This is a genomic window from Streptomyces sp. NPDC059649, assembly GCF_042734445.1.
In the GTDB taxonomy this organism is placed as follows: domain Bacteria; phylum Actinomycetota; class Actinomycetes; order Streptomycetales; family Streptomycetaceae; genus Streptomyces.
Genome location: NZ_JBHWDV010000016.1, coordinates 59,834 through 77,616 on the forward strand (window position 1 = coordinate 59,834; position 17,783 = coordinate 77,616).

Annotated in this window: 18 protein-coding genes; 12 read left to right on the forward strand and 6 right to left on the reverse strand. The window is 74.1% G+C overall.

Going from position 1 to position 17,783, the window contains the following annotated elements; all coding sequences use genetic code 11:
- Positions 1 to 16: 16 nt before the first annotated feature.
- A complete protein-coding gene (locus ACFV1J_RS19155) occupies positions 17 to 235 on the reverse strand; it encodes a hypothetical protein (protein WP_385859589.1) in 219 nt (72 codons plus the stop codon).
- On the opposite strand from ACFV1J_RS19155, the gene ACFV1J_RS19160 reads away from it, so the two are divergent.
- A complete protein-coding gene (locus ACFV1J_RS19160; protein ID WP_385859592.1) occupies positions 222 to 1,103 on the forward strand; it encodes a cytochrome P450 in 882 nt (293 codons plus the stop codon). The genes ACFV1J_RS19155 and ACFV1J_RS19160 overlap by 14 nt on opposite strands.
- A gap of 55 nt (positions 1,104 to 1,158) precedes the next feature.
- Positions 1,159 to 1,923, forward strand: coding sequence for an enoyl-CoA hydratase/isomerase family protein (locus tag ACFV1J_RS19165; RefSeq protein ID WP_385859594.1), 765 nt, complete (start codon positions 1,159 to 1,161; stop codon positions 1,921 to 1,923).
- Positions 1,924 to 2,026: 103 nt separating this feature from the next.
- On the opposite strand, the gene ACFV1J_RS19170 is transcribed toward ACFV1J_RS19165, so the two are convergent.
- Positions 2,027 to 2,560 (reverse strand): gamma carbonic anhydrase family protein, encoded by a 534-nt coding sequence (locus ACFV1J_RS19170; RefSeq protein WP_385859596.1) that lies wholly within the window; start codon positions 2,558 to 2,560, stop codon positions 2,027 to 2,029.
- A 144-nt stretch (positions 2,561 to 2,704) separates the two neighbouring features.
- On the opposite strand from ACFV1J_RS19170, the gene ACFV1J_RS19175 reads away from it, so the two are divergent.
- The gene (locus tag ACFV1J_RS19175) at positions 2,705 to 3,502 is read left to right on the forward strand and encodes an acyltransferase (RefSeq protein ID WP_385859599.1); all 798 of its coding nucleotides are present in this window, start codon (positions 2,705 to 2,707) and stop codon (positions 3,500 to 3,502) included.
- A 20-nt stretch (positions 3,503 to 3,522) separates the two neighbouring features.
- Here the strand turns inward: ACFV1J_RS19175 and ACFV1J_RS19180 are convergent, their stop codons facing one another.
- Complete coding sequence (locus ACFV1J_RS19180; protein ID WP_385859601.1) at positions 3,523 to 4,392, reverse strand: EamA family transporter; 870 nt, start codon at positions 4,390 to 4,392, stop codon at positions 3,523 to 3,525.
- Positions 4,393 to 4,497: 105 nt separating this feature from the next.
- Here ACFV1J_RS19180 and ACFV1J_RS19185 point away from each other — a divergent pair, with 105 nt between their 5' ends.
- The 4 genes from ACFV1J_RS19185 to ACFV1J_RS19200 all read left to right on the forward strand — a co-directional run bounded on the left by ACFV1J_RS19185 (position 4,498) and on the right by ACFV1J_RS19200 (position 7,203).
- Complete coding sequence (locus ACFV1J_RS19185; RefSeq protein WP_385859604.1) at positions 4,498 to 5,070, forward strand: helix-turn-helix domain-containing protein; 573 nt, start codon at positions 4,498 to 4,500, stop codon at positions 5,068 to 5,070.
- A 42-nt stretch (positions 5,071 to 5,112) separates the two neighbouring features.
- Complete coding sequence (locus tag ACFV1J_RS19190) at positions 5,113 to 5,670, forward strand: YbaK/EbsC family protein (RefSeq protein ID WP_385859606.1); 558 nt, start codon at positions 5,113 to 5,115, stop codon at positions 5,668 to 5,670.
- An 82-nt stretch (positions 5,671 to 5,752) separates the two neighbouring features.
- Entirely contained in the window at positions 5,753 to 6,475 is a 723-nt protein-coding gene (locus ACFV1J_RS19195; protein WP_385859609.1) for a hypothetical protein, read from the forward strand.
- A 77-nt stretch (positions 6,476 to 6,552) separates the two neighbouring features.
- Positions 6,553 to 7,203 (forward strand): MOSC domain-containing protein, encoded by a 651-nt coding sequence (locus tag ACFV1J_RS19200; RefSeq protein WP_385859611.1) that lies wholly within the window; start codon positions 6,553 to 6,555, stop codon positions 7,201 to 7,203.
- A 52-nt stretch (positions 7,204 to 7,255) separates the two neighbouring features.
- Here the strand turns inward: ACFV1J_RS19200 and ACFV1J_RS19205 are convergent, their stop codons facing one another.
- The 3 genes from ACFV1J_RS19205 to ACFV1J_RS19215 all read right to left on the reverse strand — a co-directional run bounded on the left by ACFV1J_RS19205 (position 7,256) and on the right by ACFV1J_RS19215 (position 9,139).
- Complete coding sequence (locus ACFV1J_RS19205; RefSeq protein WP_385859614.1) at positions 7,256 to 7,756, reverse strand: GNAT family N-acetyltransferase; 501 nt, start codon at positions 7,754 to 7,756, stop codon at positions 7,256 to 7,258.
- A gap of 25 nt (positions 7,757 to 7,781) precedes the next feature.
- Positions 7,782 to 8,189, reverse strand: coding sequence for a CoA-binding protein (locus ACFV1J_RS19210; RefSeq protein ID WP_385859616.1), 408 nt, complete (start codon positions 8,187 to 8,189; stop codon positions 7,782 to 7,784).
- A 158-nt stretch (positions 8,190 to 8,347) separates the two neighbouring features.
- Positions 8,348 to 9,139 carry a type VII secretion system-associated protein gene (locus tag ACFV1J_RS19215; RefSeq protein ID WP_385859618.1) on the reverse strand — a complete coding sequence of 264 codons (792 nt, stop codon included), beginning with the start codon at positions 9,137 to 9,139 and terminating at the stop codon, positions 8,348 to 8,350.
- 263 nt (positions 9,140 to 9,402) lie between these two features.
- Between ACFV1J_RS19215 and ACFV1J_RS19220 the strand changes: the two genes are divergently transcribed.
- From ACFV1J_RS19220 to ACFV1J_RS19240, 5 genes are all read left to right on the forward strand, one after another.
- Positions 9,403 to 10,047 carry a YigZ family protein gene (locus ACFV1J_RS19220; protein ID WP_385859620.1) on the forward strand — a complete coding sequence of 215 codons (645 nt, stop codon included), beginning with the start codon at positions 9,403 to 9,405 and terminating at the stop codon, positions 10,045 to 10,047.
- A 177-nt stretch (positions 10,048 to 10,224) separates the two neighbouring features.
- A complete protein-coding gene (locus tag ACFV1J_RS19225; protein ID WP_385859622.1) occupies positions 10,225 to 11,730 on the forward strand; it encodes an APC family permease in 1,506 nt (501 codons plus the stop codon).
- Between the two features lie 64 nt (positions 11,731 to 11,794).
- Positions 11,795 to 13,327, forward strand: a complete 1,533-nt coding sequence (locus tag ACFV1J_RS19230; RefSeq protein ID WP_385859624.1) for an alpha/beta hydrolase — start codon at positions 11,795 to 11,797, stop codon at positions 13,325 to 13,327.
- Positions 13,328 to 13,433: 106 nt separating this feature from the next.
- Positions 13,434 to 14,600, forward strand: a complete 1,167-nt coding sequence (locus ACFV1J_RS19235; protein WP_385859626.1) for an exonuclease SbcCD subunit D — start codon at positions 13,434 to 13,436, stop codon at positions 14,598 to 14,600.
- Positions 14,597 to 17,776, forward strand: coding sequence for an AAA family ATPase (locus ACFV1J_RS19240; protein WP_385859628.1), 3,180 nt, complete (start codon positions 14,597 to 14,599; stop codon positions 17,774 to 17,776). The genes ACFV1J_RS19235 and ACFV1J_RS19240 overlap by 4 nt, the downstream gene beginning before the upstream one ends.
- Positions 17,777 to 17,783 lie beyond the last annotated feature (7 nt).

Consider the following 17,783-nt stretch of genomic DNA (forward strand, 5'->3'; position numbering starts at 1 on the left):
GGCACCTGGCGACTTCTTACACGTTGTGCCACCAGGTATTGCGCAGCAAATCGTGGCGGGTGCCGGACAGCGGCTGGCGGGCCCGCCAGCTCGACGCGGCACGCTGGAACGCACCCGCATCACGCCAGATGGGCGGCACCCTGCCCATGCTCAACCCGCCGGACCACACCCGGATGCGGCGCTCGGTGGGAAATGTTTTCGGCCGCCATTCCCTGGCGGTGATGAAGAGGTCCATCGAGCGTACGGTCAATCGGCTGCTCGACCGCCTCGACGAAGAACTCACCTTTGGCGCCGTGGATTTCTGCGCACTGGTCAGCGACGAATTGCCGGTGATAACCATCGGCGAATGGCTGCAACTGCCGCTGTCTGATTACTCGTTGCTGCGGTCTCTCACGCACGACCAGGTATTCACCCAGGAGTTGTTTCCGACCCGAAGTCAGCTGGCGCTTTCCGACCAGGCCACCAGTCAATTGCGGGAGTATTTCACCGCTTTGGTGCGTGACCGCAGGAGGAATCCCGGGACGGACCCGATCTCGTCCTGGCTCGCCGTCTGGGACGACCTCGAACCCGACCGGGCGACCGCCGACGAGGCCGTTTTCCACCTCGCGCTCTTCATGGTCCTGGCGGCCCTGGAGACCACCGCCCACGTACTCTCCGGGGCGGTCCGCCTGCTCCTGGAGCACCCGCGCCAACTGGAGTGGCTGCGTACCCGCCCCGAGCACATACCGGGTGCGATCGACGAGGTCCTCCGTTACGACGCGCCGATACACATGATCAGCCGGATCGCTCCCGAAGACATCGTGCTCGACGGGGTCACGGTCCGTGAGAACGAGATGGTGCAGCTCATGGTCGGCGCGGCCCATCACGACCCGCGTCAGTACGCGGACCCCGAGCTCTTCGACATCCGCCGACGGGCGCCGCACCTCAGCTTCGGCGGCGGCATCCACTTCTGCCTGGGCAACGCCCTCGCCCGTATGGAGGCGGAGTGCCTGCTCACCGCGTTGCTCCGGCGTCTGCCCGGGCTGCAGCTCGCGGGTGCGCCCGGCTGGGCGTCCCGGGTGGCCTTCCGCCGCCTGATCACACTTCCGGTCGCCCGTGCCTGATACGGCCGGTGGACCGGGCTCCCACGAAGCGTGGAACAACGAACAAGGAACCGGCATGATGCACGACTTCAAGTCCCTCCTCGTGTCCCAGGAAGGGCCCGTCCTCAGGGTGCAGTTGAACTCTCCGGAGAGCGGCAACGCCATTTCCGGGCCGATGCTCGACGAACTGCTGGCGGTCCTGGGCTCCCTGGACGACGAGACCGGCATCAGGGTGCTGATCCTCTCCGGGGCGGGCGACGACTTCTGTCTGGGCGGCGACCGTGCGGAGTTCCCCGCCCTGCTCGCGGCGGACCCCAGTGGTGTGGGGCTGCGGGCGCTCGCCAACAAGGCACGCCGGGTGTGCGACGCCCTCGCGACCACCGACGTGGTGACCATCGCGCGGCTGCACGGCGGCGTGGTCGGGGCCGGCGTGGGGCTCGCCGTCTTCTGCGATCTGCGGGTCGGCGCGGACGACTGCCGCTTCCGGCTGCCGGAGCTGGGTCTGGGCGTGCCGCCGGCCTGGGGCGGCATCATGCCGCGGCTGCTGCACGAGGGAGGCGCCGCCAGGGTGCGGGAGCTGATACTGACGGCCGACAACTTCGACGCCGTCACCGCGCAGGAGCTCTGCCTCCTCCACAAGGTCGTACCCCAGGATCAGCTCGACAGCACCGTCACGCGCTGGACCAAGCCGCTGATCCGCCGTTCCCCCGCGGCCCTGAGGACCGCCAAGCTCATGATGAACGGGTACGCCAACGCCCACCGGCTCGCGGACGCCTCCCTCTTCGACGCCGAGCTGCTGTCCTCGGCCCTCACCGTCGCCGCGTCCTCCGGGCGCCGCTGAGACCCTGCGGACATCGCGCGTTGCCCCGTGATCCCTCGCTGCGAGGTCCCTCGGCCGCGGCGCGGTCCCCACGCCCGCCCCGCGGCCCCCGCGGCGGCGTCGCTCAGTCCTTCGCCACCGCCTCCCGGTGCCCCGCCGCCAGTTCCAGGTACATCGCCGCGTTGACCCGGATCATCTCGCGTTCCTCGGCGGCCAGTTCCCGCTTGACCTTCGCCGGGACGCCGGCGACGAGAGAGCCGGGCGGTACCCGCATGCCCTGCGGGACCAGTGCCTGGGCGGCGACCAGGGAACCGGCGCCGATGTGGGCGCCGTTGAGGACCGTGGCACCCATGCCGATGAGCACGTCGTCCTCGACGGTGCAGCCGTGCAGCACCGCGTTGTGGCCGACCGAGACCCGGTCGCCGACGGTCACCGGGTAGCCGGGGTCGACGTGCACCGTGCAGTTGTCCTGGATGTTGCTGTCGGCGCCGAGCACGATGGGGCCGCAGTCGGCGCGCAGTACCGCGTGGTACCAGACGCTGGAGCCCGCGGCCAGGGTGACTTCGCCGATCACCACGGACGTCGGGGCGGTGAACGCCGTCGGATCCACCGTCGGTTCCTTGCCGCCCACCGCTGCAATGAACGCCCGTTCCGTCATCTCTGGATCTCCTCGCCGTATGTGCGCCGCGCCTCCAGCACCGTAGACGACCGATGCGCCGACGGGCCGGGCCGTCGGCCGGTAGGGCGAAGATCACAGCCTGCCGCGCGGACCTGTGACCGGGGTGCTGAGTACGGTGTGCGGGTGCCGATAAACCAGAACGTGTTCTCGTCCTTGGCGGCCTGGCGGCGCCGGGCCGTGTCGAGCGCCGTCCACCGCGGCGCGCGCTGGGTGCGGGAGGCCGGGGCCGTCTCGGCCGGCCGGCCGGGCCCGTACCGCTTCCGCCGGATCGGCACCGGCACCCGGCTCGCGTTCCCGCAGGGCACCGTCTTCGGCGACCCCTGGATCGAGCTCGGCGACCACTGCATCATCGCCCAGGACGTGACCCTCACCGCGGGCATGATGCCGGACCTCGACCTCGGCCCGGACCCGATCCTCACGCTCGGGAACGGCGTGGTGCTCGGCCGCGGCAGCCATGTGATCGCCGATGTCCGGCTGACGATCGGCGACGACTGCTTCTTCGGCCCCGGGGTGTACGTCACCACCACCAACCACAGTTACGACGACCCGGAGGTGCCGGTCGGCAAACAGTGGCCGCGCACCGATCCGGTCAGCATCGGCCCCGGCAGCTGGATCGGCACCGGCGCGGTCATCCTGCCCGGCGCCCGGCTGGGCCGGAACGTGGTGGTCGCGGCCGGTGCCGTGGTCCGCGGCGAGGTGCCCGACCATGCGGTGGTCGCCGGCGCGCCCGCCAGGGTCGTCCGCCGCTGGGATGCGGCGACCGGCTGGCAGCCGCCGCTGCGCACCCCGGCGCCGGTGCCGATCCCGGAGGGCGTCACGCCGGAGCAGTTGCTGGCGCTGGGGGAGTGGGTCGCTGACGAGGCCGCGGCGCCCGCCGGGGAGGCGCAGCGGCCGCGGCCTGACGGGGTGTCGGCCGGATAGCGACCGCGGCCGGCGGGGTGTCAGCCGCCGGAGGCGAGCAGGACCGTGCCGACCAGCGCCAGGGAGGCGCCGGCCGTCTGTATCGCCCGCATCCGCTCCTTGAGGACGCCGAGCGCGGCGAGCGCGGTGACGACGGGGTAGAGGGAGGCGAGCACCGCGGCCATGGTGACCGGGCCGTGCTGGGCGGCGAGGGAGTACGTGCCGTTCGCGGCGACGTCCGCGATGCCGACGAAGGCGAGCATCGGCAGCGCACCCTTGAGGGCCGCGAACCCGCCCTCGGGCAGCGCCGGGGCGCCGCGCCGTACCGACACGTACAGGGCGGCGCCGCCGACCGCGACGTTGCACACCCGCTGCACGAACAGTGCGAGGAACAGCCCGGTCACGGTCGTGGACGCCTCCGCGATCAGCGCCATCACCGCGCCGAAACCGAGCGCCGAGACCAGTGTCAGCACGATGGTCTGGCGGGCGACGGACGCGCCGCTGATCTTCGGGCCGCCGGCCAGCAGCACCCCGACGACCGCCACGACCATGCCGGTGGCCTGCAGCAGCCCGGGCCGTTCGCCCGCCACGATGCCGACGCCGAGCGGTACGAGTACGGTGCCGAGCGCGGCGAGCGGGGAGACCACGCCCATCGGGCCGAGGGCCAGGGCGCGGTAGAAGCAGAGCATCGCGGCCGGGCCCACGACGCCCGCCCCGACCGCGAACCAGAGCTGCGGCCCGGCCTCGCGCCAGCCGCCGGTCGCCACCACGATGGTGCCCAGTACTACGGCGGCCAGGGCTTGGGAGACGACCACGACGGTCAGCGCCTGGAATCGTCGGGTGAGCAGTCCGCCCCCGAAGTCGGCGAGCCCCCAGAGGAGGCTGGTGGCCAGGGCGAAGACCGCTGTCATGGTGAAACCTCGCAGTACAGTGAACCGGACGCTGAAGTACACCACACCGTAGTCCAACAAACTGAACTCCAGAATCTAATTTATTAGCCTCGACTTGGACGGACCGTGACGGATCTCGACCAGCTGACGCAGTCGCTCGCCCGCAACCTCAAGCACTGGCGCGCCGAGCGCGGCTACACCCTCGACGCCCTGGCGGCCCGTGCCGGCGTCAGCCGCGGCATGATCATCCAGATCGAGCAGGCCCGTACCAACCCGAGCGTCGGCACCACCGTCAAGATCGCCGACGCGCTCGGCGTCAGCATCACCACGCTCCTCGACTACGAGCAGGGCCCCCAGGTCAGCATCGTCGGGCCGGGCGAGGCGGTCCGCCTGTGGTCCACCGAGGCGGGCAGCTTCACCAAGCTCCTCGTAGGAGCCGAGGCACCCGGCCCCTTCGAACTGTGGGACTGGCGGCTGATGCCCGGCGACGGCAGCACCTCCGACCCCCATCCGCCCGGCACCGTCGAGCTGCTCCACGTCCGCGCCGGCACCCTGACCCTGGTCGTCGACGGGGTCGACCACACGGTGCCGGCCGGCGCCTCGGCGTCGTTCGAGGCCAAGGTCGCGCACGGCTACCGCAACGACGGCACCGAACCGGTCGAGATGACCATGTCCGTGATCATCCAGCTCGCCCGCTGAGACGGCCCCGCGCCGGCCGGCCGCGACTGTTAACTTGGCGTCATGCCCGTCCCGATGGATGCCTTCGAAGACGTCCGGCCCGCCGTCGAGTGCCTGGACCTGCTGACCGAGCCCGTCGCCGCGGCGCTCCGCGCCTGGAGCGGCTCCGTACCGGTCGAGGAAGTCCGCTTCGTCGACACCGACCCGGCCATCGCGGACACCGCCCAACTCGTCGAGCACCACGGCCCCTGGCTGCTGGAGCAGTCGGCGAACTGCGTGGTGGTGGCCGGCAAGCGCGGTGGCGAGACCACCCTGGCCGCGTGCGTCGTCCTGTCCCACACCCGCGTCGACGTCAACGGCGTGGTACGCCGCCAACTCGGCGCCCGCAAGGCGTCGTTCGCGCCGATGGACCGGGCGGTCGGCGAGAGCGGCATGGAGTACGGCGGCATCACCCCGATCGGCCTGCCCGCCGGCTGGCCGCTGCTCATCGACGCCGCCGTCGCCGACACCCCGTACGCCCTGATCGGCAGCGGCAGCCGCCGCGGCAAGCTCATCGTCCCCGGCAAGGCACTGGCCGAACTCCCCGGCGCCACGGTCCTGGACGGCCTCGGCGTCGCCTAGTCGCGGCCCTGCGGGCCCTTCCGGAGCGGTCCCGGGGCCCGTGCCCGCCCCGGTGTCAGTGCCGGCGCCTAGTCTGCGGCACATGACGATCGACGACGAGAGGCTGACGCGGCTGCGGACCGCCGCGACGGCCGGTGATGCCGATGCCGCCTTCGCGCTGGGGCGGCTGCTGTGCCTGACGGCCACCGGCCCGGCGGACGTACCGGAAGACCTCGACGGCGCCGGACAGAGCTGGCCGGAGGAACCCTGGCTGCGCGCGGCCCTCGGCAGACACCCCGACCACGTACCCGCGATGACCCTGCTGGCCGGGCGGCTGGCCCAGCAGATCGACTTCTGGCAGAACATGTGCGAGCTCGACCCCGAGGCCGCCGAGGCGTACGGGGAGGACGACACCACCCTCGGGCGGCGCCAGGCCGAGGTGCAGGAACTCCTCGCCCGGGCAGGCGCCGCCGGGCCCGCGCACCACACCGCCGGGCCGTACGGCTTCTACGTACTGGACGACACCGGCTGGAGCGGCTCGGCGGCGCACTGCGCGACGATCGTCGCCGCCCGCCCGGACGAGCTGCGCTGGGCCTGCGACCAGTGGTTCTCGGTCGTCGGGGGCTGCGGGCTGAGTGGCGCGCCGACCCTCACCGCGTACGCGCACGGCGAGGAGGTGAGCGTCGTCCACCTCGCCGAACACTTCGACCGGACCGTCGACTGGGACGCCGTCCCCCTTCCGCCGCTGACCGGCGAGGAGTTGCCACCAGGACTCCCGGTGCCGGGCAGCGGCCTCCACTACGGTTTTGCGGGCCGGGTGGAGTAGGTCCGGTTCCGCCGCCGTCCCGGGCCGGCGCGGGAAAGGGGTCGCCTCGGCGTGCGGCGGCCCGTAGCGTCACCCGGATGAAGCTGCTCTCCGTGAACGTGGGCACGCCACGGCCCAACCCCTGGAAGGGCCTCAGCGCGACAGGCATCGACAAGCGGCCCGTCGACGGACCGGTCGCCGTCACCGAACCCGGCCCCAAAGGCACCGGAGCGGTCGGCCTCGCGGGCGACCGCGTCTACGACCTCAAGCACCACGGCGGCACCGACCACGCCGTCTACGCCTATGCCCGCGAGGACCTCGACGGATGGCAGGCCGAACTGGGCAGGCCGCTGGCGAACGGCGAGTTCGGCGAGAACCTCACCACCGTCGGCCTGGACGTCAACGGTGCGCTGATCGGGGAACGCTGGCACATCGGGCCCGAGGTGGTCCTGGAGGTGTCGTGCCCGCGGGTCCCCTGCGCGACGTTCCAGGGCCGGCTGGAGCGTGCCGGCTGGATCAAACGGTTCACGCAGGCCGCGCTGCCCGGCGCGTACCTGCGCGTCATCACGCCGGGAGACATCCGCGCCGGTCAGGACATCGAGATCGGGTACCGGCCCGACCACGACGTGACCGTCGCACTGACCTTCCGCGCCCTGACCCGCGAGCCGGAACTGCTGCCGCGGCTGCCGGCCGCCGACGCGCTGCCCGACGAGATCAGGGACCGGGCCCGCAGGCGCGCGGGCTCCTAGGACCTGACCCACGGACAGGTTCTGGGCCACCGGGCGTGCCCCGGGCCAGGCGTCAGCCCGGCCGGACTTGCGCCGCACGCGCGCGCAGGTCCAGGGAGAGCGGTGTGGAGTGCTCGTGGAAGCCCATGCTGCGGTACAGCGGTTCGGCGCCGTCCGTGGCGTGCAGGTCGACGCGGCTGACGCCCTGTTCGGCGAACCAGTCGAGCAGGGCCTCGGTGGTGGCGCGGGCGTAGCCGCGGCCCCGGTAGCGCGGGTCCGTACAGACGTTGAAGACGAAGCCGAAGCGGCCCGAGGGGTGGCCCGGGGCGGGCAGCCGCTGCTCCACCGTCCCGACCGCACACGCCGCCAGATGCGGCCCGGCTGCCTCGTCGCCCGCCACCACGAACGCGCCCAGCCGCGGCTCCGGCCCGGACAGCAGCCGGCGCGCCACCGCCTCCGCCTCCTGCTCCCAACTGCCCGGCCGATCCTCGCCGTTCATCGCCCGGAACATCAGGCGGCGCAGCCGGACCAGTTCGGCGGCGTCGCCGGGAACGGCGGCCCGTATCTCGATCATGTACGGACGCTAGCGCACGCCCGGCTCAGCCCAAACGCGGTATCTCAATGGCCGGACAACGGTCCATGACCATATCGAGACCGGCATCGCGCACGCGGTTCCAGGCATCCTCGTCGACCACGCCGAGCTGGAACCAGACGGCCTTCGCGCCGGCCGCCACGGCCTCGTCGGCGACCGGTCCCGCCAGCTCGCTGTTGACGAACACATCGACCACGTCGACCGGGAACGGGATCGCGTCCAGCGAGGGGTAGCCCGGCTCACCGTGCACGGTCTCGGCCTTGGGGTGCACCGGAACGATGCGCTTGCCGTAGCGCCGCAGCACCTCGGCCACGCCGTACGCGGCACGCTGCTCGTTGTTCGACAGGCCCACGACGGCCCAGGTGTCGCCGAGCTCGGTGAGGATCCTGCGGATCGTACTGGGATCGCCGTACACGCACTGCCTCCTGCCCAGGGAAGGTTCTCGTGCGGATCAACGGCCGGCACCGCCGGAAGATTCCCGCCCGGCCGCGGCGGGCGCGGCCGTGGACGCAGGCGCCCCGCCCGAAGGGGAAGGCGGGCGGGGCGGGTTCTCTGCGGGTGGGGCGAAGGCGGTCAGCGGCGGCCGCGGGCGACTCCGCTGCCGGCCAGTCCGGCGCCGACGACGGTGCTGCCGTTGGCGGCCCGGGCCGGCTTGCCGATCGCCCGGCCGCCGCTCACCGGCTCGGCACCGCCGGCCCCGGTGCCGGGCCGCAGCGCCCCGTTGGCGGCCGCGTCCCGGCCCTCCTCCGGCGCCTTCGCGGACGCCCCGGCCAGTGCGGCACGCAGTTCCTCGGTGTCGACCAGCATGCTCACCGGCCCGGTGGGGTTCAGATACAGGGCATGGCCCGGAGGAAGCTGGTCGACGAGGTCGGCCACCGGACGGCGGTCGTACAGCAGCCGCCCCACCGACTCCAGGTAGCCCTCCGAGGTGTAGACCGGGATCACCGGGGTGCCCTCGGGCGAGGCGGCGGCCAGCGGGCTGCCGGTCGCGGTGACCAGGACGGACACCTCGGCCCGGGCCAGCGCCTCGGCGACGTCCTGGCCGGGCCCGTAACCGGTCGCGGCCAGCTGCACCGCGCGGTCCACCGGGTCGGCCGGCTCCGACCACTCCAGCATCTGCGGCGACGGCCGGTACTCCGGGTTGTCCCGCCACTCCTCGATCTCACCGGTCGGCCCGGACCGCCACTGCCCGATCAGCGCCCAGAGTGGCGGCGGCCCCTCGCCCTGCCACGTCAGGTCCACCAGGGCCAGCCAGTGGTCGGGCGCCTCGCGTGCCGCCTCGACGACCTCCGGCGGGGGCTCGGGCATGTCCTCGCCCGTCAGGGGCTCGCCCGCCGTCATCGCCGCCTGTGTGCTCTCTTCCATGCAGCCCTCCGCCAACCCGCCGTTCCGTTCCTGCGCGTATGCGCGGGGCCCCGGAAACACGAGGCTCTCGCACTGGCCTCACCCTGCCCACGGCCGGCGCCGACGTCTCCCCGACGCACCGTGCGGACGGGGTGGGTACGCCGCCTGGCCGTGCGGACTGCGCCCGTCCGGCGGACCCCCGCGCCCTTTTGGCGGACGGCCCAGCGCGGCGCCGGCGGCCCGGTCCGGAGCCCGTTGTCACAGGGGCCGCATAGGCTGGAGCGATGCAGGAGCAGTACCGCACGCTCGCGCGCGAGGGTGTCCACGAGATCGAGATCAACAAGTCCCGCTTCCTCTGCGCGCTCGCGCCCGTCGCGAACGAGTCCGAGGCGCAGGACTTCATCGCGCGCGTCCGCAAGGAGCACCCCACCGCACGCCACCACTGCTGGGCGTACGTCCTCGGCGCCGACGGCGGCGTGCAGAAGGCCAGCGACGACGGCGAGCCGGGCGGCACCGCGGGCGTACCGATGCTGCAGATGCTGCTCCGCCGCGAGGTGCGCTACGTCGTCGCGGTCGTCACCCGTTACTTCGGCGGCATCAAGCTCGGCGCCGGCGGGCTGATACGCGCCTACGGCGGCGTCGTCGGCGAGGCCCTGGACGCGCTGGGCACGGTCACCCGGCAACGCTTCCGGCTGGCCACGATCACCGTCGACCACCAACGGGCCGGCCGGGTCGAGAACGACCTGCGGACCACCGGCCGCGCCGTGCGGAAGGTGACGTACGGGGCGGACGTGCGGATCGAGGTCGGGCTGCCGGAGGCCGAGCTGGACGCGTTCCGAGCCTGGCTCGCGGACGCGACGGCCGGCACCGCCCGGCTGGAGCTCGGTGGCGAGGCGTACGGGGAGGCCAGGGAGGCCGGGCAGGTCTGACGGGCGGCATGCTCCCCGGGGGCGGCAGGAATCGGCCGGCCGCGGCGGAAAGTGTCCGGTCCGCGCCGGTGCGCGGCGGCGCCGGGCGTGTCAGCCTGTGGCCGGGTGGACGGGTGCCGCAGCGGCGAGCGGCGGCGGCCGGAGCTCCGCCGTGCCGGCACGAGAAGGGGGCCGCCGATGCCTGAACTCCTCGACGAGCGGGTGGGGTTCGTCCGCCGGATCGGCCTGTTCCAGGCCACCGCCATCAACATGAGCCAGATGTGTGGCATCGGCCCGTTCGTCACCATCCCGCTGATGGTCGCCGCCTTCGGCGGACCGCAGGCGGTCATCGGATTCCTCGCCGGGGCGGTCCTGGCGCTCGCGGACGGGCTGGTCTGGGCCGAACTCGGCGCCTCGCTGCCCGGTGCCGGCGGCAGTTACGTCTACCTGCGGCAGGCGTTCCAGTACCGCACCGGCAAGCTGATGCCGTTCCTGTTCGTCTGGACGGCCATGCTGTTCATCCCGTTGGGGATGTCCACCGGCGTGATCGGTTTCGTGCAGTACCTCGGCTATCTCTGGCCGGGGATGAGCCAGGGGCAAGGTGACGCCGTCGGGCTCGTGGTCACCGTGGGCATCGTGGTGCTGTTGTGGCGGCGGGTGGAGCGCATCGCCCGGCTCACCGTCGTCCTCTGGGCGGTCATGATCGCCGCCGTCGTCCTCGTCATCGTGGCCGCGTTCACCCACTTCAGCCCGGAGCGCGCCTTCAGCTACCCCGCGCACGCCTTCGAGCTGACGGCCGGTCACTTCTGGGTGGGCTTCGCGGCCGGACTGACCATCGGCATCTACGACTACCTCGGCTACAACACCATCGCCTACATGGGCGCCGAGATCCGCCACCCCGGCCGGACCGTCCCGCGCGCGATCATCGCCGCCATCGTCGGGATCATGGTCATCTACCTGCTGCTGCAGATCGGCACCCTCGGCGTCGTCGACTGGCGGGAGATGCTCGACCCGCACTCCACGGCCTCCTCGTCCGTCGCCTCCGCCGTGCTGGAACGGGCCTGGGGCAGAGCCGCGGCCGCCACCGTCACCGTGCTCATCCTCGTCACCGCCGTCGCCTCCGTCCTCACCGGCCTTCTCGGCGGCTCCCGGGTCCCCTACGACGCCGCCCGCGACCGGGTCTTCTTCCGCCCCTACGGCACCCTCCACCCGCGCCACCGGTTCCCGGTGCTGGGCCTGCTCACCATGGGGACGGTGATGGCGGCCGGCTTCCTCCTCGGCCGGCACACCGACCTGGCCACCATCATCCAGCTGCTCACCACCGTCATGGTGATCGTGCAGTCGCTGGCCCAGGTCGCCGCCGTCACCGTGCTGCGCCGCCGCCAGCCCGCCCTGCGCCGCCCGTACCGGATGTGGCTCTACCCGCTCCCCGGACTCGTCGCGCTGGTCGGCTGGCTGGTGATCTACGGCTACGCGGACCGCAACGCGCCCGGCCGGCACCCCATCGAATGGTCGCTGGCCTGGGTGGCCGCGGGCATCGTGGCGTTCCTCTGCTGGGCCCGCTTCGAGAAGGAGTGGCCCTTCGGGCCGAAGCGGATCGACGAGCGGTACCTGGAAGCGGACGGGCGCCGGCGGGACGGGCGTGACGACGAGGGCCACCGGCCGGCCGAGGGGGAGGTCGGCACCGCCGGCGCCGGGGGATAACCCCACCGCGGGGTCTCGTGGCTGCCGGATGGGAGCCGGGACGCGCCTCAACCACCCTTGTCCCATGACGAGTTACCCACGACGCGGCCTCCTCCTCGGCCTCTCCGCCGCGGCGGTCGCGGCCACCCTGACCGGCTTCGCCCCGCCCGCCCCCGCCGCCACCGGCGCGCCCGGGCCCCTCACCTGGCGGCCCTGCGCCCAGCCCGGCGGCCCCGCCGGGCAGGAGTGCGCCGACCTGGCCGTACCGGTCGACTACCGGCACCCGGACGGGCCCCGGCTGACCGTCGCGGTGTCCCGGCTGCGCAGCGACCGGCCCGCGGCCCGGCGCGGGACCCTGCTGCTCATCCCCGGCGGCCCCGGCGGATCCGGGGTACAGCGGCTCACCCAGAAGGGAGAGGCGCTGCGCAAGGCCACGGGCGGCGCGTACGACCTGGTCGGCCTGGACCCGCGCGGGGTCGGCGGCAGCACCACGGCGAGCTGCGGCCTGGCACCCGCCGACCGCTATCTGGTGGGCCTGCGTTCCTGGCCCGCCCCGGACGGCGACATCACCGACAACGTCGACCGCTCCCGCCGCGTCGCCGACGCCTGCCACCGCAACGGCGGCGCCGTCCTGCACAGCATCTCCACCGCGAACGAGGTCCGTGACATCGACCGCTTCCGGCAGGCGCTCGGCGAGCGGAAGCTCTCGGCCTGGGGCGTCTCCTACGGGACGTACGTGGGCGCCGTCTACGCCCAGAAGTACCCGCGGCACACCGACCGTTGGGTGCTCGACAGCAGCGGTGACCCCGACCCGTCGCGGGTCGAGCGGGGATGGCTGGCGAACATGTCGGCCGCCGCGGACGACCGGTTCCCCGACTTCGCGGCCTGGGCCGCCGACCCGGCCCGCGACAAGGACGGCCTGCGGCTGGCCGCCCGCCCCGAAGACGTCCGCCCGCTGTTCCTCGCCCTGGCCGCCCGGCTGGACCGCGCGCCGAAGGAATCCACCACCCCGTCCGTGCCGCTGACCGGCAACATGCTGCGGCAGGCGCTGCAGAACGCCCTCTACAGCGACACCTTCTTCGCTCCGCTGGCCCGGCTCGTCCGGCAGGCCCAGGACCCGGCCGCCCGCCCGGTCCTGCCGCCCGATCTCGACCGGCCGCTGCCCGACACCGGCGCCACCGCCATCATGGCGACCCTCTGCAACGACGTGCGCTGGCCGGCGTCGGTGCCCGCCCACCGGCGCGCGGTCGCCGCCGACCGGGCCCGCCACCCGCTCACCGCCGGGATGCCGGTGAACATCACGCCCTGCTCCTTCTGGAAGGACGCGCCGGACGCCCGGCCCACCAGGATCACCGACGACGGCCCGTCCAACATCCTGATGCTCCAGAACCTCAGGGACCCCTCCACCCCCTACTTCGGCGCCCTGAAGATGCGGCAGGCGCTCGGTGACCGCGCCCGCCTGGTCACGCTCGACCACGGCGGCCACGGCGCCTACCTCGCCAACGGCACCGCCTGCGGCGACCGTACGGTCACCACCTTCCTCACCACCGGCCGCCGCCCGGCACACGACGTGCGCTGCACGGACCGCGCCACGCCGCCCGCGGCCGCAGCCCGGTAGCGGACGGCGGACCGCCGGCGGCTACCCTGGGCACGGCCGGCCGGCGAACCCCGGGCGGCGCAACGGACGGCCCAGGAGGGGGAAACGTGCAGGTCGGAGCGGTCGATTGAGACTTCTGCACACCTCCGACTGGCACCTGGGCCGGTCCTTCCACCGGATCGGCCTGCTCACCGCCCAGCGCGCCTTCCTCGATCACCTCGTGGCGACGGTGCGCGACCGGGAGATCGACGCGGTGCTCGTCGCGGGCGACATCTACGACCGGGCCGTGCCGCCGCTCGCCGCCGTCGAGCTCTTCGACGAGGCACTGCACCGGCTCGCCGACCTGGGCGTGCCGACCGTGATGATCTCCGGCAACCACGATTCCGCCCGCCGGCTGGGCGTCGGCTCGGGACTCATGGAACGGGCCGGCATCCACCTGCGCACCGACCCGGCCGGCTGCGGCACCCCCGTGCTGCTGCACGACGCGCACGGCCCGGTCGCGCTCTACGGCCTGCCGTACCTCGAACCCGCCATGGTGCGCGACGCCCTCGGTGCGCCGCGGGCCGACCACGCGGCGGTGCTGGGCGCGGCGATGGACAGGGTCCGCGCCGACCTCGCCGGCCGGCCGCCGGGGACCCGTTCGGTGGTGCTGGCGCACGCCTTCGTCACCGGCGGCGTGGTCAGCGACAGCGAACGCGACATCACCGTCGGCGGCGTCGCGTCCGTCCCCGCGGCCGTGTTCGACGGCGTGGACTACGCCGCGCTCGGCCATCTGCACGGCTGTCAGACCCTCACCGAACGGGTCCGCTACTCGGGTTCCCCGCTGGCGTACTCGTTCTCCGAGGCCACCCACCGCAAGTCGATGTGGCTGATCGAGCTCGACGCGGACGGGGCGGTGCACGGGGAGCGGGTGGACTGCCCGGTGCCCCGGCCGCTGGCCCGCATCCGGGGGCCGCTGGAGCAGTTGCTCGACGACCCGGCACTGGCGTCGCACGAGGACTCCTGGGTCGAGGCGACGCTCACCGACAGCGCCCGCCCGCACGAGCCCATGGCCCGGCTCGCCCGCCGCTTCCCGCACCTCGTCAGCCTGGTCTTCGACCCCGACGAGGGACCGGCCCGCTCGTCGGCCTCGTACGCCCAGCGGTTGCGCGGCCGCAGCGACCAGGAGATCGCCGAGGACTTCGTGGCACACGTACGGTCCGGCCGCGCGGCCGACGCCGGTGAACGGGCCGAACTGCGCTCCGCGATCGACGAGGTGCGCGCCCACGAGATGGCGGCCGAGGGGGCGCGATGAGGCTGCACCGGCTGACCGTCACCGCGTTCGGGCCGTTCGGCGACACCCAGACCATCGACTTCGACCGGCTCACCCGGGACGGCCTGTTCCTGCTGCACGGGCCGACCGGCGCCGGCAAGACCTCGGTCCTCGACGCGGTCTGCTTCGCCCTGTACGGGTCGGTCCCCGGGGCGCGGCAGAGCGGTCAGGCACTGCGCAGCGACCTGGCCGACCCGCTGACCCTCACCGAGGTCGTCCTCGAACTCACCGTCGCGGACCGGCGGTTGGAGATCACCCGGCTGCCCGAGCAGCCGCGGCCCAAGAAGCGCGGCAGCGGCACGACGAGGGAGAAGGCGCAGAGCCGGCTGCGGGAGTTCGTACCGGCCGGGCCGGAGGGGCCGGCGGCCGGCGGCGAGGGGCACTGGAAGGCGCTGAGCCGTTCGCACCAGGAGATCGGGGAGGAGATCGGGCAGCTGCTCGGCATGAGCAAGGAGCAGTTCTGCCAGGTCGTGCTGTTGCCGCAGGGCGAGTTCGCGCGCTTCCTGCGGGCCGACGCCGAGGCCCGCGCCCGGCTGCTCGGGCGGCTCTTCGACACCCGCAGGTTCGCCGCGCTGGAGGAACAGCTGACCGCGCGCCGCCGGGCCGCCGCCGACGAGGTCGCGGCGGGCGACGAACGGCTGCTGGCGCTGGCGCACCGGATGGCGCAGGCGGCCGGCGGTACCGCGGATGCGGAATCCGGTGACGCCGCCGTGTTCGCGGGGCTGCTGCCGGCCGCGGACTCCGGGCGGCGGACGGCGGCTTCGGTCCCGGCACAGGGCGGCGCCGCCGGACGACGTACCGCGGGCACGGCCGGGCGGGCCGGACGCGGCGGCGGGCACGCCCCCGCGGAGCCGGACCTGCCCGGACCGGGCGAGCCGGGATTCGCCGACGCGGTGCTGGCCGGCGCCGCCGTCGCCCGGGTGACCGCACGGGAGCGGCTGGACATCGCCCGCTCCGCGCTGCACCACGCCGAAGAAGCGGAACGGACCGTGGCCGGCCGGCTGGCGGAGGCCCGCGAACGGCACCGGCTCCAGCAGCGGTACGCGGACGCCCGCCGCCGGGCCGATGCCCTGCGGGCCCGGTCCGCGGAACGGGACGAGACCCGCGAACGGCTGGCCCGGGCCCGCGCCGCCGCAGAGGTGGCGCCCGCGCTCGCCCTCCGTGACGCCGCCGGACGCGACCTGGACGCCGCCCAGCGCGCCGACGCCGAGTGCCGCAGCCTCCTGCCGCCGGAGCTCGCTGACGCCGCGGGCGGTCAACTCGCCGCCAGGGAGCGGGAGTTGCGGGAGGAGCTGGGCTCGCTCGGGGCGGCCCGGCGGGCCGAGCGGCGGGCCGCCGAGATCGGTGCGGAACGGGCCGCACTGGACCGCGAGGCGCGCGCCGACGAACAGACCCTGCTGGACGCCGACGAGTGGCTCGCCCAGTGGGACCGGGCCCGCCGCGCCCATCAGCAGCGCATCGAGACGGCCCAGGACGCCGCGACCCGGGCCGAGCAGCTCGCCGCCCGCGTCGAACCGGCCTCCGAACGGCTCGCCGCGGCCCGGCAGCGCGACCGGCTCACCGAGGAAGTACACGCCGCGGAACGGGAGTTGCTCAGCACACGGGAGCGGTCCGCGGCCGCCCACGAGCACTGGCTCGACCTCAAGGACCGGCGGCTGCGCGGGATCGCCGCCGAGCTCGCGGAGGGGCTCAGCGACGGCACGGCCTGTGTGGTGTGCGGTGCCACCGAGCATCCGGCGCCGGCCCGGGCCGGCGCCGGCCATGTCGACCGCGCCGCCGAGGAGGCCGCACTGGCCGCGTACCGCCGGGCCGAGGAGACCCGTCGGCAGGCCGAGCGGCGCTGCCAGTCCGCCAAGGAGGAACTGGCCGGCGCCGCCGCCACCGCAGGTGACGCCCCGGTCGTCGAACTCACCGCGCAGGTCGAGGAGTTGCGGGCCGATCTGGCCCGCGAGCACGCCCGCGGCGCCGATCTGCACGCCGCCCGCGAGGCACTCGACCGCGCCGAGCGGGAGCACGAACGGCGCCGCGCCGAGCAGCAGCAGGCCGAGCGCCGGGCCGCCGCCCGCACCTCCCGCCGTGAGGCGCTGGACGCTGAACGGGCCGCGCTGGAGGAGGAGTTGGCACGGGCCCGGGCGGACTGCGCGAGCGTGGCCGAGCGGGCCGGGCGGCTGGAGCGGCAGGTGGCCCGGCTGGCCGCCGCGGCCGAGGCGGCCCGTACGGCGCACTCCTGCGCCGAGCGGCTCAAGGAGGCCGACGCCGCGCTCTCCGACGCCGCCTACCGGGCCGGGTTCGACACCCCGCAGGCGGTCGCCGGAGCACTGCTGCGGGACGACGCCTGGCGGGCCCTGCAGCAGCGGCTCGACGACTGGCAGCGGGAATCCGCCGCGACCGAGGCGGAGCTGGCCGACCCGGAGGTGTCCGCCGCGGCCGCGCTGCCGCCCGCCGACCCGGACGCCGCCCAGGCCGCGCACCAGGAGGCGGCGGCGCGGCTGCGCACCGCGGCCACGGCCCACGCCACCGCCCAGGCCCGCGCCACCGAGCTCGACCGGCTCTCCGCGCGCGCCGAGGCCGATGCCCGGGCGCTGGCCCCGCTGCGCGCCGCGCACGACCGCATCGCCCGGCTCGCCGCGCTGGCCGCCGGCACGTCCGGCGAGAACGAGCGGCGGATGCGGCTGGAGTCGTACGTCCTCGCCGCCCGGCTCGAACAGGTCGCGGCCGCGGCCAGCGCCCGGCTGCACCGGATGTCGGCCGGCCGCTACACCCTCGTGCACTCCGACGAACGGGCCGGCGGCACCCGCCGCTCCGGGCTCGGGCTGCACGTCGTCGACGGCTGGACCGGCCGCGAGCGGGACACCGCCAGCCTCTCCGGCGGGGAGACCTTCTTCGCCTCGCTCGCGCTGGCCCTCGGACTCGCCGACGTCGTCACCGACGAGGCCGGCGGCACCCGGCTGGACACCCTCTTCATCGACGAGGGCTTCGGCAGCCTCGACGAGCAGACCCTCGACGAGGTGCTGGACGTCCTGGACTCCCTGCGCGAGCGCGACCGCAGTGTCGGCATCGTCAGCCATGTCGCGGACCTCAAGGCGCGCATCCCCGTCCAGCTGGAGGTCCTCAAGGCCCGGACGGGCTCGGCGGTACGGCACCACGTACCGCACTGAGCCCGGG

Bases quoted from the DNA above. Each gene is read 5' to 3' on its own strand.
- ACFV1J_RS19180 (WP_385859601.1), bottom strand. From the start codon at position 4,392: ATGACAGCGGTCTTCGCCCTGGCCACCAGCCTCCTCTGGGGGCTCGCC.
- ACFV1J_RS19165 (WP_385859594.1), top strand. From the start codon at position 1,159: ATGATGCACGACTTCAAGTCCCTCCTCGTGTCCCAGGAAGGGCCCGTC.
- ACFV1J_RS19220 (WP_385859620.1), top strand. From the start codon at position 9,403: ATGCAGGAGCAGTACCGCACGCTCGCGCGCGAGGGTGTCCACGAGATC.
- ACFV1J_RS19155 (WP_385859589.1), bottom strand. From the start codon at position 235: ATGGACCTCTTCATCACCGCCAGGGAATGGCGGCCGAAAACATTTCCC.
- ACFV1J_RS19195 (WP_385859609.1), top strand. From the start codon at position 5,753: ATGACGATCGACGACGAGAGGCTGACGCGGCTGCGGACCGCCGCGACG.
- ACFV1J_RS19200 (WP_385859611.1), top strand. From the start codon at position 6,553: ATGAAGCTGCTCTCCGTGAACGTGGGCACGCCACGGCCCAACCCCTGG.
- ACFV1J_RS19225 (WP_385859622.1), top strand. From the start codon at position 10,225: ATGCCTGAACTCCTCGACGAGCGGGTGGGGTTCGTCCGCCGGATCGGC.
- ACFV1J_RS19205 (WP_385859614.1), bottom strand. From the start codon at position 7,756: ATGATCGAGATACGGGCCGCCGTTCCCGGCGACGCCGCCGAACTGGTC.
- ACFV1J_RS19160 (WP_385859592.1), top strand. From the start codon at position 222: ATGAAGAGGTCCATCGAGCGTACGGTCAATCGGCTGCTCGACCGCCTC.
- ACFV1J_RS19240 (WP_385859628.1), top strand. From the start codon at position 14,597: ATGAGGCTGCACCGGCTGACCGTCACCGCGTTCGGGCCGTTCGGCGAC.
- ACFV1J_RS19190 (WP_385859606.1), top strand. From the start codon at position 5,113: ATGCCCGTCCCGATGGATGCCTTCGAAGACGTCCGGCCCGCCGTCGAG.
- ACFV1J_RS19230 (WP_385859624.1), top strand. From the start codon at position 11,795: ATGACGAGTTACCCACGACGCGGCCTCCTCCTCGGCCTCTCCGCCGCG.
- ACFV1J_RS19215 (WP_385859618.1), bottom strand. From the start codon at position 9,139: ATGGAAGAGAGCACACAGGCGGCGATGACGGCGGGCGAGCCCCTGACG.
- ACFV1J_RS19170 (WP_385859596.1), bottom strand. From the start codon at position 2,560: ATGACGGAACGGGCGTTCATTGCAGCGGTGGGCGGCAAGGAACCGACG.